This window comes from Marinobacter zhanjiangensis (assembly GCF_014651935.1).
GTDB lineage: Bacteria > Pseudomonadota > Gammaproteobacteria > Pseudomonadales > Oleiphilaceae > Marinobacter > Marinobacter zhanjiangensis.
The window spans coordinates 34,468-50,513 of sequence record NZ_BMXV01000004.1; the positions used below are offsets into that span (position 1 = coordinate 34,468).

The 16,046-nt window shown below is 61.4% G+C and carries 13 protein-coding genes; 8 read left to right on the plus strand and 5 right to left on the minus strand.

What is annotated here, in order from left to right:
* Positions 1-97 precede the first annotated feature (97 nt).
* From IE079_RS09270 to IE079_RS09280, 3 genes are all read left to right on the plus strand, one after another.
* Positions 98-1,306 (plus strand): EAL and HDOD domain-containing protein, encoded by a 1,209-nt coding sequence (locus IE079_RS09270; RefSeq protein ID WP_189575701.1) that lies wholly within the window; start codon positions 98-100, stop codon positions 1,304-1,306.
* Positions 1,307-1,447: 141 nt separating this feature from the next.
* Complete coding sequence (locus tag IE079_RS09275; RefSeq protein ID WP_189575703.1) at positions 1,448-2,956, plus strand: methyl-accepting chemotaxis protein; 1,509 nt, start codon at positions 1,448-1,450, stop codon at positions 2,954-2,956.
* Between the two features lie 142 nt (positions 2,957-3,098).
* Entirely contained in the window at positions 3,099-4,238 is a 1,140-nt protein-coding gene (locus tag IE079_RS09280; protein WP_189575705.1) for an HDOD domain-containing protein, read from the plus strand.
* Between the two features lie 30 nt (positions 4,239-4,268).
* Here the strand turns inward: IE079_RS09280 and IE079_RS09285 are convergent, their stop codons facing one another.
* Positions 4,269-5,477 (minus strand): HD-GYP domain-containing protein, encoded by a 1,209-nt coding sequence (locus tag IE079_RS09285; RefSeq protein WP_189575707.1) that lies wholly within the window; start codon positions 5,475-5,477, stop codon positions 4,269-4,271.
* A 17-nt stretch (positions 5,478-5,494) separates the two neighbouring features.
* The gene (locus IE079_RS09290) at positions 5,495-6,304 is read right to left on the minus strand and encodes a TatD family hydrolase (RefSeq protein WP_189575709.1); all 810 of its coding nucleotides are present in this window, start codon (positions 6,302-6,304) and stop codon (positions 5,495-5,497) included.
* Positions 6,305-6,420: 116 nt separating this feature from the next.
* Between IE079_RS09290 and IE079_RS09295 the strand changes: the two genes are divergently transcribed.
* On the plus strand, positions 6,421-7,239 hold the full coding sequence (locus IE079_RS09295) for a polyphosphate kinase 2 family protein (RefSeq protein ID WP_189575711.1): 819 nt from the start codon (positions 6,421-6,423) through the stop codon (positions 7,237-7,239).
* Position 7,240: 1 nt separating this feature from the next.
* The gene (locus IE079_RS09300; protein ID WP_189575713.1) at positions 7,241-8,452 is read left to right on the plus strand and encodes a methyltransferase; all 1,212 of its coding nucleotides are present in this window, start codon (positions 7,241-7,243) and stop codon (positions 8,450-8,452) included.
* Between the two features lie 50 nt (positions 8,453-8,502).
* On the opposite strand, the gene IE079_RS09305 is transcribed toward IE079_RS09300, so the two are convergent.
* From IE079_RS09305 to IE079_RS09315, 3 genes are all read right to left on the minus strand, one after another.
* A complete protein-coding gene (locus tag IE079_RS09305) occupies positions 8,503-9,633 on the minus strand; it encodes an OmpA family protein (RefSeq protein ID WP_189575715.1) in 1,131 nt (376 codons plus the stop codon).
* 193 nt (positions 9,634-9,826) lie between these two features.
* Positions 9,827-10,348, minus strand: a complete 522-nt coding sequence (locus IE079_RS09310; RefSeq protein WP_189575717.1) for a hypothetical protein — start codon at positions 10,346-10,348, stop codon at positions 9,827-9,829.
* An 8-nt stretch (positions 10,349-10,356) separates the two neighbouring features.
* Positions 10,357-12,633, minus strand: coding sequence for an ATP-dependent helicase (locus tag IE079_RS09315; protein WP_189576333.1), 2,277 nt, complete (start codon positions 12,631-12,633; stop codon positions 10,357-10,359).
* 79 nt (positions 12,634-12,712) lie between these two features.
* Between IE079_RS09315 and IE079_RS09320 the strand changes: the two genes are divergently transcribed.
* The 3 genes from IE079_RS09320 (at position 12,713) to IE079_RS09330 (ending at position 15,939) form a co-directional block, all read left to right on the plus strand.
* Positions 12,713-13,096: a DUF2237 family protein gene (locus IE079_RS09320; RefSeq protein ID WP_227712422.1), complete on the plus strand. Its 384-nt coding sequence runs from the start codon at positions 12,713-12,715 to the stop codon at positions 13,094-13,096.
* Positions 13,096-15,198, plus strand: a complete 2,103-nt coding sequence (locus tag IE079_RS09325) for a tRNA(Met) cytidine acetyltransferase TmcA (RefSeq protein WP_189575719.1) — start codon at positions 13,096-13,098, stop codon at positions 15,196-15,198. Before IE079_RS09320 ends, IE079_RS09325 begins: the two co-directional genes overlap by 1 nt.
* A 384-nt stretch (positions 15,199-15,582) precedes the next feature.
* Positions 15,583-15,939, plus strand: a complete 357-nt coding sequence (locus IE079_RS09330; protein WP_189575721.1) for a DUF4870 family protein — start codon at positions 15,583-15,585, stop codon at positions 15,937-15,939.
* Positions 15,940-16,046: the final 107 nt, after the last annotated feature.

Sequence of the window (16,046 nt, forward strand, 5' to 3'; positions counted from 1 at the left end):
CGTCGTTCCATGGCGCATGATTGGGGAAATGCGATGAGATGGGTTCCGGGGCGTGTTTGTGCGGCTTCGGTCCCAGGTGGAATGGAATCGACAACTGATGTCCTCGCAGGCCCTGCTGGCTGCCCAGCCAATCTATGACCGTGACAGCCAGATGCAGGCTGTTGAACTGCTTTTCCGCAATGATGCCGGTGAAAGCGCCCTCGCCGTGGGTGAACACCGCGCCACCAGCGAGGTGTTGTTCAACTTCTGTGCGGGCATTATTGATCACGCCGCTCATTACAATGCGCTCGCCTACATCAACGTATCCGCTGACCTGCTGCTGTCCGGCCTGGTGCTGCCAGTGGACCCGGATATGGTGATGATCGAGCTGGTCGAGCGTATTGAGCCAACTCCGGACCTGGTAGCGGCGGTTCAGCACTGGTACGACCAGGGCTTCCGTTTTGCCCTCGATGATTTTGCTTTTTTGCCCAGCTGGGCGCCGTTGTTGCCGATGGCGTCTGTTATCAAGGTGGACGTTACCCAGTTCACAGCGGAACAGGTGGCCGGCCACAAGCAGGATCTGGCCTACCTGGATGTGCTCTGGCTGGCGGAGCGGGTCGAGGACCAGGCCACCCGGGACCGGTTCATGGAGATGGGATTTGACCTCTTCCAGGGCTATTTCATGGCGCGCCCCCAGCTCATATCCGGCCAGAAACTGTCGCCGTCCGGATTGCGGCTGACCCAGTTGCTGGCGGTGCTTTACCGACCCGACCCGGAAATCAGTGACCTGACTGCCATCCTGTCAGCGGATCCGGAACTGTCGCTGAATCTGATCCGCATTGTGAACAGTCCTCTGTACCGCGGACACGGCAAGATATCTTCTATACGCGAGGTGGTGATCCGGCTGGGTATTACCAACCTCAGGCACTGGGCGACCATGCTCAGCTCCCTGCAGATGGTCAATACCGAGAAGGCCCGGGTGGTACTGGTGCGTGCCCACGTCTGCGAGGCTCTGGCGGAGCGCATGAAGACCAGTGCCCCGGAACCGGACAAGGCGTTCCTGACCGGGCTTTTGTCCGGCACGGAAGTGATGCTCGGGGTTCCGGTGGAGGAATTCACCAGCCGCCTGGAGCTGGAACATGATGTCCGCAAGGCTGTGCTGCATCGCAAGGGCAGCCTGGGCCGGTTGCTGAAGCTGGCCATAACCATGGAGCATGATGTCGCCATGGAACGGGACCTGCAGAACTGGGATCCGCGCCTGCTGAAGCTCTATCGGCAGGCCGCCAACCGGGTTCAGCGAATCATCCGGCAACTGGACAGATTCTGATCGATTGCACTGCCCGCCTCCCGGACAGATCCATCGACATTTCCGTTTCGTAATTTCCCTACATACGACGTGGTCCTGGCCATGTAAAACGCTGAATCACAGGTATGCCAGTCGGGCATCCAAAGCTGGAGTCGTCGATTGATGCTGGAAAACAACTATACCCGCCTGCAAACCCTCAAGACGGACCAGCAGATGCTCTGGATTCTGCTGGCCCATGTCCCGGTGGTCGGGTTGCTGATTCCGCTCGGGTTCGGAAGCCATGGATTTGCCCTGACGGCCAGCATTCTGTTGGGTGCCATTGTTTTGGCCGCCTACGTTTTACTGCGGGGCAGCCGCAATTTTTCAGTGCTGGTGGCCGCAGCCCTGATGGCCTTCTCCGCGATCATGATCCAGTCGCGGCTGGGTCAGATCGAGATGCATTTTCATATTTTTGCCGCTCTGGCCCTGGTCATGATTTACCGGGACTGGCTGCCGGTCGTGGTGGGCGCCGCGGTGATTGCGGTGCATCACCTGATCCTGACCGGTCTGCAGCTGGCCGAGGCCGGTATCGCCGGCATGCCGGTGATGATTTTCAGCCATGGCGGCAGCTGGGGCATTGCGTTCCTGCACGCCGCGTTCGTGGTGTTTGAAGCCTCGATCCTGACCTTCTTTGCGCGCCGGCTGGGTCGGGAGAGAGGCGTCGCCGACGGCATGATGGATGTGGTCGCCCAGTTCAATGGCGAGCAGGACCTTGCCGGTCGGCTCGATGCTACTGGTGAGCCGTCGGCAAGGGCCTTCAACAGCCTGATGGACCAGTTCTCGGCGCTGGTACTGGAAGCCTCGGGCCTGGCGCGTCAGCTGGCACAGAGCGCCACCGAACTTACCAGCAGCAGCGATCGCGCCAACACGATCATTGACCGGCAGAGGGTGGATCTGGAGCAGGCGGCCTCGGCCACCGAGCAAATGTCGGCGACCGTGCAGGAGGTGGCACAGAACGCCCAACAGACCTCGGAAGCGTCGGCCACTGCATCCCGGTCGGCATCCCATGGCAAGGGCCGGGTGGCGGAGTCGGTGAGCCTGACCGAGTCCACGGACGCTGCCCTGGATGTCTCCGCCGGAGCGGTACGTTCGCTGGCTGACAATGTGGCCTCCATCAACCGGGTGATTGGTTCCATCGACGATATTTCCGAGCAAACCAATTTGCTGGCGCTGAACGCTGCTATCGAGGCGGCCCGCGCCGGTGAGCATGGCCGTGGCTTCGCGGTGGTTGCCGATGAGGTGAGGAGCCTGTCCCGCAGGACCCAGGCATTCACCAGCGAGATCCGCGAAACCATCGAGACGTTGTCCCGGGGCGCCGATTCGGCCCTGCAGGCCATTGATGACGGCCAGGCCCGGTCAAGGCAAACCACAGCGGCTATCCGGGACGCGGGTGAGGCGATGGATACCGTGGGCAAGGGGCTGGATGAAGTCACCGACCGTATCTACCAGATTGCTTCTGCGGCAGAGCAGCAGGCTGCGACATCCACGCAGATCAACGCCAGCGTTCAGGGAGTGGCGGAACGTAACCGCGACGTGCTGGAGCAGGCTGATGAGGTCCGCCAGCTTGCTACCGGGCTGGAAACACTGGTCGGGCAGGTAAATGGCCTGGTGAGCGGCTACCGGTTGCCGTAGCGGTATGATCCTGTGGGCCACTGACGCAGGAATTTTCACGCTTTGACAGTGTGGAGCCCTGTGTTGTGATATCTTTCCTAGGCATTAGTGTGCTACTGACACCTGTCGTCGGCACAGGACTCGCTATAAAGACCGTCAAATCATGAATGTTCTGATTCTCGATGCCGATGTGCCCGTGGCCGAACTCATGGAAACCCTCGTTTCCGGCCTGTTTTCCCGTGCCCGCATCCACACCTTCCAGACAGTGTCCGAAGCCCTGGCAGGCCTGGAGCAGGTGCGTCCGGACCTTGTGGTGTGCGAGTGGGAGCTGCCTGATGGCCGTGGTCTCGATCTGGTCCGGGCGGTGCGTCAGCGCGACCGTGATGTCCCGGTGCTGATGCTGTCCGCCAAGGCGGACAGGGACAAGGTATTGTCCGCCGCCCGCTACCGTATCCAGGGGTTCGTCCCCAAGCCATTCAGCGCCAATGTCATGCAGCAACGACTGCGCGCGTTAGTGCCGGCCGGCACACCCGATGGCCCGCACACCAGTTTCGAGACCATGCTGCGCAAGGCCAGTGACACCCAGGTCTACCTGCCGGCCGACCTGGACCCCAGCAGCGTGATGGCCCTGATCGAGCAGGCGGATATCCTGTCAGCAGCGGACCTGGCCCGGGAATGGCGGAAGGAGGCGGCACTGACGGTGCGGTTGCTGGATGTGGCCAACAGCAGCGCTTTCCGCCGCACCGGCGAGCCCTGCGGTAACCTGCGCGACGCGGTTACCCTGCTTGGCGTTGGCATGAGTCTGAACCACGCCCTGGCCCAGTCCCTGGATATTACCCACAAGCTGTCGGATCCCTACCTCAGGGAGCTGGCCCGTGAGCAGAGCCAGAAGTCTCTTGAGCTGGCGGAGCTTGCCAGCACCATGGCCCGCAAGCTGGGGCTGGATCCCGCCCCCTGTTTCACCGCCGGGCTGCTTCATCGCGTGGGTGAGTTGGCGGTGATCAGTTCGGCCCAGCAGTTCATTGCCTCTGATGGTGCGCTGGACAACGATGATGTTGACCTGGCTCTGTACCAGTGGAGCGGCCCGCTGGGTAATGTGCTGAAAGTGGCCTGGCGACTGCCATTGCCCCTGCGAGACCTGATCGGCGCCTGCTATCTGCTGCCACGGGGTACCAGCGAGCGCTCGAAGGCAGTCATGCGCACGGCCTGGCTGCTCGGCAACGACATGTCCCGGAGCCAGGAATGCGAACGCCTGCTGGCGCGGCTGGGTATGGATGCGAAAAGCGCCGGCGCACCGGCCTGACAGCACCGCCATGCCTGCGACGGCTTTCTGTCAGTGGAGAAACTTGCGCACGTCCAGGTGATACTCCTCCGGCTCCACCGCCCGCAGGATGTGGTCCTGCACCCCGGGCCGTGACAGATCGAGAGTTTCCAGGGGGATCGGCATGCGGAACCGGGTGTGGTACATCAGCCGCACCACGGGTTGACGCTGATCATCCTCGTTACCTTCAATCACCGCACCAAGGCGACCGCTTTCCAGCAGTACCATGGAACCCACGGGGTAAAGGCCCAGGCAACGGATGAACTGGCGCACCAGTATCGGGTCCAGGTGGTCGCCACTCCATTCCAACAGTTTCTTCAGGCCCTGGGTTGGTGTCATGCCCTTGTGGTAGACCCGGTCGCTGGTAATCGCATCGTACACATCGGCGATGGCCACCATGCGTCCGTAGATGGAAATTTCATCGCCATGCAGGCCCCTGGGATAGCCGCTCCCGTCCATACGTTCATGGTGTTCGGCGGCGGTGAGCACGGACAGCTCACCAATGCCTTCGGTGGTGGACAGGATCTGGTGGGAGTGGGCGGCGTGCCCTTTCATGATTTCGAATTCCTCCGCCGTCAGTCGCCCGGGCTTGTGGAGAATCTCGTCCGGGGTGAGAATCTTGCCGATATCGTGAAGCAGGGCGCCGACAATGGTCTGGTGCAGCACATCACTGGAATGCCCGACCGACTTGCCGAAAATGGACATCAGCACACTCAGGTTTACCGAGTGTTCCAGCAGGTAGTTGTCCTTCTCGCGGATGCGGCCCAGGCAGGCCAGGGCGTTATGGTTACGGAATACCGACCCCTGCAGGTCATCCGCCAGTTCGTGAACCGGAGACAGGTCAATGGCCTTGCCCAGTTTTACGTCCTGCATCAGGTTGCCCACCAGACCCTGGGCCTGCTGGTGAATGGCCAGCGCTGATGTCATCTCCTCGGCGACGTCCGCCCGGCGAAAGGCGACTGGTGATTCTTCCGCTGCCCGGTTCAGAGCGGCTTCGTTGGCCCGGTCCACTTCGTGGGCGGGTTCGCCGTCGGGGGAATCCGGGCCGCGCTCGGTGTCGATGTAGACGTACTTCACCCCCAGGCGGGCAATCTTCTCGATGGTGGCCTCGCTGCGGATAAACCCCTTTCTGCGCTCATTATTGTGGGGTACCCAGTCGTTGTTGAGGTCGGTCAGGTACATCCCCACGCGCAGTGCGGACAGCGGAATGCGTTTTATCATGTTGTCAGTCGCCTGAGTCAGCCGGCGGGGAAGAACGTACGCAGGCTGTTCTGATAAGTTTCGCTCAGCACGTCGGCCAGCTCCAGCTCTTTGACCTCGGCAATCTTCTCGGCCACGAAAGGCAGGTAGAAGGGTGCATTCTCGCGACCACGGTAGGGCGCGGGTGTCAGGAACGGTGAGTCGGTTTCCAGCAGGATCTGTTCGATCGGTGCCATGCGCACGATGTCCCTCACGTTCTCCGCCTTGTTAAAGGTGGTGATGCCGTTGAAGCCCAGGCACCAGCCCTGATCAAGGGCATAACGGGCCAGCCCTGGGCCGGAGGTGAAACTGTGGATGACTCCCCGGCGGTTCAGTGTGGCCTCGAATTCGGACAGTATGTTGACGGTATCTTCGTCTGCCTCCCGGCTATGGATCACCACCGGCTGGTCCAGGTCAGCGGCAATCTGCAACTGGCGGCGGAACACCTGTTTCTGGACCTCGCGGTCGGCATTATCATAGAAGTAGTCGAGCCCGATCTCACCGATGGCCACGATCTTGTCGTCGTTGCCGTGCTTGCGGATGATCTCCTCGCAGGCATCGGAGTAGGATTCGGCCTCGTGGGGGTGCACGCCCTGAGTGCCATAGAGCCATGGTTGCCGGCCACTGAGGTCACGAACCGTGGCCAGGTTTTCCGGAGAAACGGCGATGGTGATGACCCGTTCGATGTTCACGTCCCGGGTCTTTTCCAGGGTTTCCTCCAGCGGCCGGTCCTTGAGGTAATCAAGGTGGCAATGGGTCTCGATCAGGGGCTGGTCGAAAACGGGGATGTCTCGTCTCTTGCGGCTCATAGCTGCTAACCTGCATTCTCAAAGTCCACCAGTTTATCATCAAGGCGTGTGGTTCCGAACCATTGTCTCGATAGCCTGAGACCATCAACCTGCCATTCCCGGAGCGTTCCCACTCAATGATAACGACACGGTTCAACAAATCCTGGCTCTATGACCCCCGCCGTTCCCGGCTGAGTGACTATGCCTCAGACATTGACGACGACCAGGTGCCCGCGCTTGAGCCGGAACTGGAACTGATCGGCGAGCACCAGCGGCGGCTATGGGCGAACGGTGGCAATGCCTGCCTGCTGGCATTTCACGGGCTGGACGCCAGCGGCAAGGACAGCCTGATCCGGACTCTGGCGACCTATATGGACCCGGCGGGGTTTCATGCCTGGTCCTTCGGACGGCCCGCCGGTGCTGAAACAAAACATGATTTTCTCTGGCGTGTGGTGCCTTACCTGCCTGCCCTGGGGGAAATGGCGGCCTTCAACCGCAGCCATCACGAAGCGGTGATGGCTGAGCGCCTGTGGCCGGTTCGTGACGAGGGCCATTACAACTGGCAGGCGCGCTACGCTGCCATACGAGCCTTCGAACAGCACCTGGTGCAGGAAGGCACCACGGTGATCAAGGTGTGGCTGGAGCTCTCCCCCGAAGAGCACCGCCGGCGTCTGCTCAAGCGGCTGGACAAACCTCGCAAGCGCTGGAAATTCGACCGGTCTGACATCAATGCCTGGCAGCGCCGTGACGAATACCTGGCAGTGGTGGAAGAGGCCATCGCCGCCACCCATACGCCCGAGGCCCCGTGGCTGATTGTTCCCGCTGACCGCAAGCCCGTGGCCCGGGCGTTGGTGGCCCGCGTTGTCGCCGAGCAGCTGGTGCACCTGGCGCCGGAGTACCCTCAGTACGATGAGGACGTACTCGAACAGTACCGGGACCTGCTGAAAGGCGAATAGGATGCTTCCTTTTTCTCATCGCTGGCAGCATCTCGATGACTGGCTTTGGCAGCATCGTGGGCTGTGGCAGCCGGTGCCGTTCGCCGAACCGGCACCTTCATGGACACGTGACTGGCCGGCGCTGGCGGCCTGGCTGGGGCAACTCGACAACACCCACTGCGAGGTTTACGAAAAGCAGCCAGAGCGGTTGGCTGAGGCGGTTTCGCACTGGTTGCCGGCGCTGTCGGACTATGCAGCGATGGTGTCCGTGCCGGACCTCAGCCCGGGCCCACCGGACGTCGGCGCAGCCACGCTGGCCGAGCGGGAGGCGGTGGACATGCCCGGTCGCAAGCGGCAGCAGGCCGGGGCCTTTACCGCCGCCCTGTTACCGCTGGCCCAATCACCACTGGACTGGTGCTGTGGCAAGGGGCATCTGTCCCGCACTCTGGCCCGGCGGGGTAAGGTGCCAGTCATCGGGTATGAGTGGAACGCCGAACTGGTGCGCGACGGCAATCGTCTGACTACCCGGTATGGCGATGCGGTGACTCTGCAGTGCCAGGATGTGATGGCAGAGGATCTCCCCTGGCCGCCAAAGGCCCATGGTGTCGCTCTCCATGCCTGTGGTGATCTGCATCGCAAGCTGATCCGCGATGCCGTGGAACAGCGGCAGCCCCGGCTCAGCTTCTCCCCCTGTTGTTACCATCTCACCACCACCCGCGATGTCGTCCCCTTGTCGTTCCGGGCACAGTCGAGTCATACCGGCCTGGTACTGAGCCGAGAGGATCTGCGGCTGGCGGTGAGGGAGACGGTCACCGCGCCCGCCGGGGTACGTGCACAGACCGCCCGCGCCAGTCGGTGGCGGCTGGGCTTCGATGGCCTGCAGCGCTGGCTGAGAGGTGTGGATGAGTACCTGCCCCTGCCACCACACCCGAAGCGCCTGGCGGGAGACGGATTCGAGGCGTTCTGCCGATGGGCGGCTGAGCTCAAGGGGATCTCATTACCGGAAGGCGTGAATTTCGACCACTGGCTTGAACACGGCGTGGAGCGTGCCGCCACGGTGCGACGGTACGAGTTGCTGCGCCATCTGTTCCGCCGCCCGCTGGAGCTGTGGCTGGTACTGGACTATGCCCTGTTCCTGGAAGAGTCCGGCTATCACGTGCGCATGGGCACCTTCTGCGAGCGTGAGCTGACGCCCCGTAACCTGCTGGTGGACGCGGCTATCGCCCAGCCATGAAAAAAGGCGCCCGAAGGCGCCTTTAGAGGTAGTGAAGAACCAGTCGCGGATCAGCGACGAACCTGAATGCGGGCTTCAACCCGACGATTCTGGGCGCGGCCTTCATCGGTCTCGTTGGTGGCAACAGGGTCGGATTCACCGTAACCCACTGGCGTTACCCGGTCACTATCGATGTCATAGATCTCGACCAGGCGTTCGGCAACGGCTTCGGCACGACGCTGGGAAAGTTGCTGGTTGTACGCGGCAGCACCGGTGCTGTCGGTGTGGCCAGCAATTTCCGTGGTCACCTCATCGTTCTTTTTCAGCGCGTTGGCGATTTTAAGGATGTCATCATCGTACTGGCTACCGATCTCAGCGCTGTTCAGCGGGAAGGTAATGTACAGAGTGATGGTCTCGAGCGTCACCAGCTCACACCCGCGTTCGCCCACTTCGGCACCGGCTCTGGTTCCGGGGCAGTCGTCCAGGCGATTAACAACGCCGTCGCCATCGCTGTCGAGTTCGCAGCCGTTGCGGTCAACCGTAGCGCCGGAAACGGTGCCAGGGCACTGGTCGCGATTGTTGGGAACGCCATCGTTGTCACTGTCCGGTTCCGGTTCCGGAGCCGGTGCGGGCTCGGGTGCGGCGGGTTCGGGCTCACTGGTGTTGCGGCTGAAGGCAAGGCTCAGCCCCAGTGACGCCTGGGCATCAAAGGTACTTTCGTCGAGCCCGTGCAGCGCACGCAGGTCGGCACGCAGTGATAGCAGGTCGGTCATGTTGAAACGGACACCGCCGCCCAGATTGACCCGGGTTTCTTCATGCTCGGTACCCGGCGTTGTCATGGTGCCGCCATCGAACTTGGCATGACCGACACCGGCTGCCAGATAAGGGTTCACCGTCTCGCTCTGGTTTCCGAAGTAGTACAGGCCATCGACCCGGACTTCTTCGAAGTCGACGTCACCGTTGCTGTCCTTGATATCCGGATTGGCTTTGGAATAGACCGCCTCAACAGCCCACTGGGGCAGGAAGCGGTATTCCAGGCCGAAGCCGTAGGTCGCCTCTTCGTCCAGGTCACGCTTGTGGTCAAAATACTGGTAACCGATGAAGGGATTGATATAGACAGTCTCGATATCGTCTTGCGCCAGTACCGGAGTGCTGACGGCCGCAGCCAGTATGGCGGCGGACAGAGGGCGAAGTGTATTCATGAGTATTCCTTTTTATTGCCAATTGAGGTCGCCTTTTTGCAAGCGATTTAAATCAAGTTAAGTTCTGTAACCGTCTGTATACAAGTGAAAATTAACGAAGGTTCGGTATTCACGCAGAGGTTGGCGGAAGAGATGACCAGAATGAAATTTGTGAACGGCTTCTCAATTCATTGAAATAAATGGAGAAAGTGGCTCAGGGTTTGCGGTACTCCACTCGTTCCACGCAGCCGTTTCTGAAATAAATGTAAGTCAGTTCGTAAAGTGCACCGTAATGCCTGGTCTGGTACACCCAGGTTTCCTGGGGCGTGGGGTAGACTTCCGAGGTTCGCCCGAACGCTCTTTCCACCTGCTTGCGGGTCATGCCGGGCACCACCTGTTCCCGCGCCAGGTAGGTACGCAGATCGGTGGAGCTGATAAAACGGCAGGCCCCGTCTTCCGCTGCCCGGGGTTCGTCTTGCTCGGGTGGGTCGTTTTCCGGATAGCCGTCAAAGTCGGGCAGGTTGTCCCCGACGCTGCCGCCAACGCGGTTGTCCCGAATGGTGACGATTTCCGGGTCCGGGCCGCAGGGCTGGTCGGAGAACTGGATACCGTCCGGGCCCTCACACCGGTAGACGGTCCCGCTGGCCGCCAGGGCTGGCCCGACAAGCAGCAGCGTAACACCGGTCAGCAACGCGCAGATGCCCGCTGGCTGGCAGATTTTCCGGAATGCTGACATTGGTGTCCTTACGGCGTGATGGCCCGGAAATACAGGTGCGCGCTTTTCTTGCTGAAGGTCAGTAGTCGACCCTCATCGAAACGCACATCAAACGACGATTCCTCTTCCGCAAGCACGGTACCCGGGCCGAAAATGGCATGACTCAGGCGCCGACAGGCCCACAGGGGCTGGTTGTCGGTCGCGGGGCTGGCGGCTTCTCCTTTGAGGCTGACGGCTTCCCGGCTGGCATAGCGCTGGCTTACCGGTGTCAGGGGCAGGTCGACTTCGAACTCGTTATCGCTTTCATGGCCCGGTGTCCTTTGGTCCAGCCAGCGGCCAAAACGTTCACTCAGATCGTGGCAGAGTTCCGCCACAAACCGGCTGGGGGCCTGATCCGCATCCACCGCAGGCCTGGGGCCGCCGGGGCGGGTGATCAGGTGCAGCTCGTTGCGGGTGCGGGTGATGGCCACGTACAGCAGGCGGCGCTCGCTTTCCATGAAGGCCTGCAGGTCTTCCTGCTGGCGGGGGCTGTAGGGCAGGTATTTTTCCTGCAGTCCGGGAATGATCACCCGTGACCACTCCAGCCCCTTGGTGCGGTGGATGGTAGACAGCAGCACGCCCCGGTTGCCCTCGCTGTTGTGGTCCTGCCGCTCCAGGGCCTGGCGGCGCAGTGTCTGCAGGTGTTGCAGGGCATCGGCGGGCGGGACGTCGAGTGACGCCAGGTAGGCGCGGAAGCCCTGCACGGTATCGATGCGTTCATTGGCGGTTTCGTGGGTGAGGGCGAGGCCGCGAATCCCCTCGAAGAGTTCGGTCTGATCGGCGTACCGTCCCAGAAGGGTGGCCACCGGGCCGGAGAAGCCGTTGAGCGACACCAGCGCTTCGCCCAGGCGCCGCAACTTGCGGGCGGGCATGGGGCCCAGGCCCCGCTCGTCCAGGCTGAGCAGGCAGTTGCCCCAGTCGGACTCGAAGCCGGCCAGCATCTGCGCCATGCTGCCCAGTTCCTGCTCCTTCAGCCCCACATGGGGGAATCGCAGCAGGTTGCGGGCGGTGTCCAGGCGGTCCTGGACCGTCATCCGGGGCAGCTGGCCGGTAACCACCTGCAGCAGGCTGGTGATGGCCTCTACCTCGCGGCTGAACAGGGCGCCCTTGCCGGCATCGATGCGATAGGGGATCTGCCGCGCCAGCAGGCGCAACTCAATGGGCACGCTCTGACTCCAGACCCGGAACAGGATGGCGGTCTGCTGTTGTTCCTTTTCCGGCAGGCCTTCCAGCAGCTTGACCACCACGCCGCCGTCCTGCTCGCTTTCATGGAGCTGGATGCGGCTGGCGGGCGTGGAAGGGTGGGCGTGACACAGCACGTCATGGCGGCCCTGATTGTGGGTGATCAGGTGGTTGGCCAGCAGCGCTACCCGGTGGCCGTAGCGAAAGCTGTAGCTCAGGGTGTGCTGCAACGGCTCGTCAAACTCCTCGCGGAAGCGCCGCAGGATAAATTCCGGTTTGGCACCGCGGAATTCGTAGATGGTCTGGTCCGGGTCGCCCACCACCGTCACCCTGGCACGGTCACCGGCCACATAACGCAGTAGCAGGTGCTGGATCTCGTTGGTGTCCTGGTACTCGTCCACCAGTACCAGGTCCATCTTGTTGCCCACCAGCCGCTGCAGCGCCGTGTTCTGGTGAATGGCCATCACCGGCTCGTAGAGCATGTCGGCAAAGGTGATCTGGCTGCGCTCCTTGCGCCATTGCTCGAAGCCGTGAAACAGGTCGATCAGGTAACGATGGCGATCGCTGTAACCGAGCTCCTCAAAGACCACTTCCACCGGCGTCAGGGTGGTCTTCACCAGGTCGATGAAGTTGGTGGCGGTTTCCACAAAGTCCTTCTTGTTGCGGCGGATTTCGTCCGCCAGGTCCTCCGGCGCCAGTTGACGGGTCAGCAGCCAGGCCTGGTAGCTGACCTCCTGCTCGGTAAGAATCCTGTCGGAGAAGCCGGGCAGGTAACCCTCCTGCACAAAACGCTTGTACAGCCGCAGCCCCATGGCATGGTAGGTACGCACCTCCGGCAGCGCCAGGCCCAGGTCACGGCTGACGTCCCGCAGCTTGCGTTCAAAGTCGACGCGGGCGCTGCGGTTGAACATCAGTACCAGCATCCGCCTTGGATCATGGCCCTGTTGCAGCAGCCACCGCAGGCGCCAGGCCAGGGTGGTGGTCTTGCCACTGCCGGCCACGGCGGTAATCAGCGCATGCTCGTGGCCGGCGGTGATAATGTCGCGCTGTTCGGAGGTGAGAAAGTCGGGGAGTTGGCTGGTCATGGCACTATTGTAAAGGGCCCCTGACACCCGGTCATCCTTACCCCATAATGGCGGCTCATTTCGAACAAGGAGCGACAGCATGGCAATGGTACTGGAAGAGTCGGTCAACGTACTGGGCGAGACCCTGGAGACCTGCGGCAACGACCCGCTCACCGGTTTCTATCGGGATGGCTGTTGCAACACAGGCCCGGACGATCTGGGTAGCCACACCGTCTGCACCGTAGTCACCGACGAGTTCCTCGAATTCTCCCGCAGCAAGGGCAATGACCTGAGCACACCCCGGCCGGAGTTCGACTTCCCCGGCCTGCGTGCCGGTGATGGCTGGTGCCTGTGCGCGGCCCGCTGGAACGAAGCCTTCGAGGCCGGTTGCGCGCCACGGGTCCGGTTGCGGGCAACCCACAAGGCAGCACTGGAAATCTGCGACCTGGCGGACCTGAAGCGCCACGGTGTGGATCTGAGCTAGTGACCGGTAACGAGTGGCAGGCCCTGACGAAGCAACTGGCGTCACGGGGCGAACGGCGACTGGTTTTGGTCGAGGGCGAGCATAATCAGGTGTTTACCTGTGCGCGCCGTATTCTCGAGCAATTGGCGCCAGCGCATGGGCTGTGGATTGGCGAAGGTGAGCGTAACCCGAACCCCGCCCTCCAGCCCCTGCCCGCCACTCAGGCCCGGCAACGGCTGGGCACGGAAACCCCTCTGGTGGTGTGGGACGGCTGGCAGGGCAATCCACCGGATGCGCTGGCGGCCATGGCCGGCACCATTCAGGCCGGGGGGCTATGGCTCTGGCTGATGCCTCCGCTGGCCGAGTGGGCAAATTTCCCGGACCCGGACTATGCCCGCATGGGGCTGCCGGCCAGTGGCCATCATCCGTTTATGGCCCGGCTGGCGGATGTTATCTCTGACGATGACGCGGTTATCCGGGTAACCGCCGGTGACACCGATCCGCGACCAGCCTTTCTCTCCGCAGCTTCCGCCCACAAACCGTTTCAGGTTGCCGGTACCCCCGATCAGGAGCGGGCCATCGAGGCCATCGTGCGCACCGGTCAGGGCCGGCGCCGCCGTCCACTGGTAGTCACCGCTGACCGGGGCCGGGGCAAGTCGGCCGCCCTGGGTATCGCCGCCGTCCGCCTATTACAGGGCGGGCGCAACCGGATAGCGGTGGTGTCGCCCCGCAAGGACAATGTCGCGAGCCTGTTCCGCCACGCAGCGGAACAGGCAGGCATGGAATACCATCGCCAGACCGCTCTACAGATCGAGTCCGGCGCCACCCTGGAATGGTTTCCGGTAGACGATCTGCTGGCCAGCCGCCCGGAGGCGGAGCTGGTCATGGTGGATGAAGCCGCCGCCATCCCCGCGCCTCTGCTGAAGCAGGTTCTGCTTGGCTGGCCAAGGGTGGTGTTTGCCTCCACGGTGCATGGCTATGAAGGGTCGGGGCGGGGCTTCAACCTGCGCTTCCGGACAGTGCTGGACCGAGAGACGCCACACTGGCAGGCGCTGACCCTGGAACAGCCGGTGCGCTGGTCGCCCCGGGATCCCCTGGAGCCGCTGGTCAACCGCCTGTTTCTGCTGGATGCGGACGCCAGGGGGGCAGAGCCGACTGGCGACATCTCTATTGAAGACTGGCAGCCGGGCCAGGCCAATGAGGCTGAACTTTTCCGGGCTTTTGGCCTGCTGGTGGACGCCCATTACCGCACCACCCCAGGCGACCTGCGGCAGTGGATGGATGACCCGGATGCCGTCACCGTCGTGGCAAGACAAGGGGGCGACATCATCGGTGTGCTCTGGGCAACGGTGGAAGGTGGCCTGGACCCGGCCCTCGCGCAAAAGGTACTGCGAGGGGAGCGGCGACTAAAAGGCCATCTGCTGCCCCAGTCCCTGGCCAATCACGGTGGGGATGCCGAAGCGGCTACGCTACGCATGTTGAGGGTCGTACGGGTGGCGGTTCACGACCAGTGCCGTCGGCAGGGCATTGGTCGGAAACTGCTGGACTGCGCCAGGGAGAGAGCGTCCGATATAGCGCTGGATGCCATCGGCACCAGCTATGGCGCTGCGGAAGAGCTGCTGCCGTTCTGGCAATCCTCCGGCTTCGCCACCGTTCGCCTGGGCATCAGCCGCGAGGCCAGCTCCGGGGAATATGCTGTTCAGATGATGAAGGGACTGAGTGACCCCGGTACTGCTGCTCAACAACGTCTGTCCGCCAGATTCGCCGAGCAATGGCCGGTGATGCTGCCGGTAGTCTGGCCCACCCTGTCACCGGAGCTGGTACTGGCTATCAGTGCCGATCTGCCTCCGGCAGCGGCCCTGACGGCACAGGAAGTTACTGAACTGGAGGCGTTCGCTTACGGGCATCGGGGGTTTGAGCTGACCTTGCCGGCGTTGAAGCGACTTACCGTTCAGGCCGATGTCGCCACTTGGTTGCTGTTTTCCGGCGACGCCGCCTTATGGGCCAGATGTGTAGCTCAGAATCAAAGCTGGGACGTCGTCCGTGAGATAGAGCTTTGCACAGGCCGAAAAGATGGCGAGTCGAGGATCCGCTTTCTTACGAAGAGGGTGCTGTTCAGTTAACGAACAGCTCTGGCTGAAGCCAGTGTGTGAAGTCTGTCACGCATTGCGGACCAATGAGTTCAATTTAATCCTTGCTTTGATATTGTCTCGACTGGCGTTCTCTATCGGTGGCTCAACAAATCGCGTCGCCGGGAAAATGTCACCACAGGGAGTGGATTGGCAGATTGTCTGTCTGAAGGAGAAAGGGACTATTCACGCTTGCGAACAACCCTGCTTTACGAGCTCTCTTCCTGAAGACTCTGCGGGCCTGTTAAATGGCCTGTGCTACTCCTTTTTACGAACCTTCACCTTTGCGTTAGTTAAATGTAAGAACGCGATTGTGTTGATTAATAAGAAGATCTTTTAAAAGAAAAGATCGTCAATTTAAAAATGGAGAATAGTGCTATGGAAAGTCATGTTGAACAGGATTTTGCTGCTGAAAAGAACACCGTGTGGCTGGTTTATATACTGCACGTGCTGGGATTCTTTACGGGTGGTCTGACCAGCCTTGCAGCGATCATCGTTAACTACGTCAAGTTGTCTGACCTAAAGAGCAATGTTGCTATTTCACATTTCAGGTGGCAGATCCGTACCTTCTGGTGGAGCATGCTCTTCGGGGCAATCAGCCTGGTTCTGACCTATTTTCTTATCGGATTGCTTGGATTTGTCATCCTTTTCATCTGGTTTGTCTACAGACTGGTTGTGGGCATGATCAACCTGAACAGTAACAATGGTATGTATGGTGTCGCGGAAGGGGCGTGACCGTCACCCTGATGCGACTCGGTGCGCCTTTTGGTGACAATGACGACAAGGTGTACGTTTTACGAATCCAGCCTGGGTGCCATTCTACTGCGATTCCAAGTAGGTTC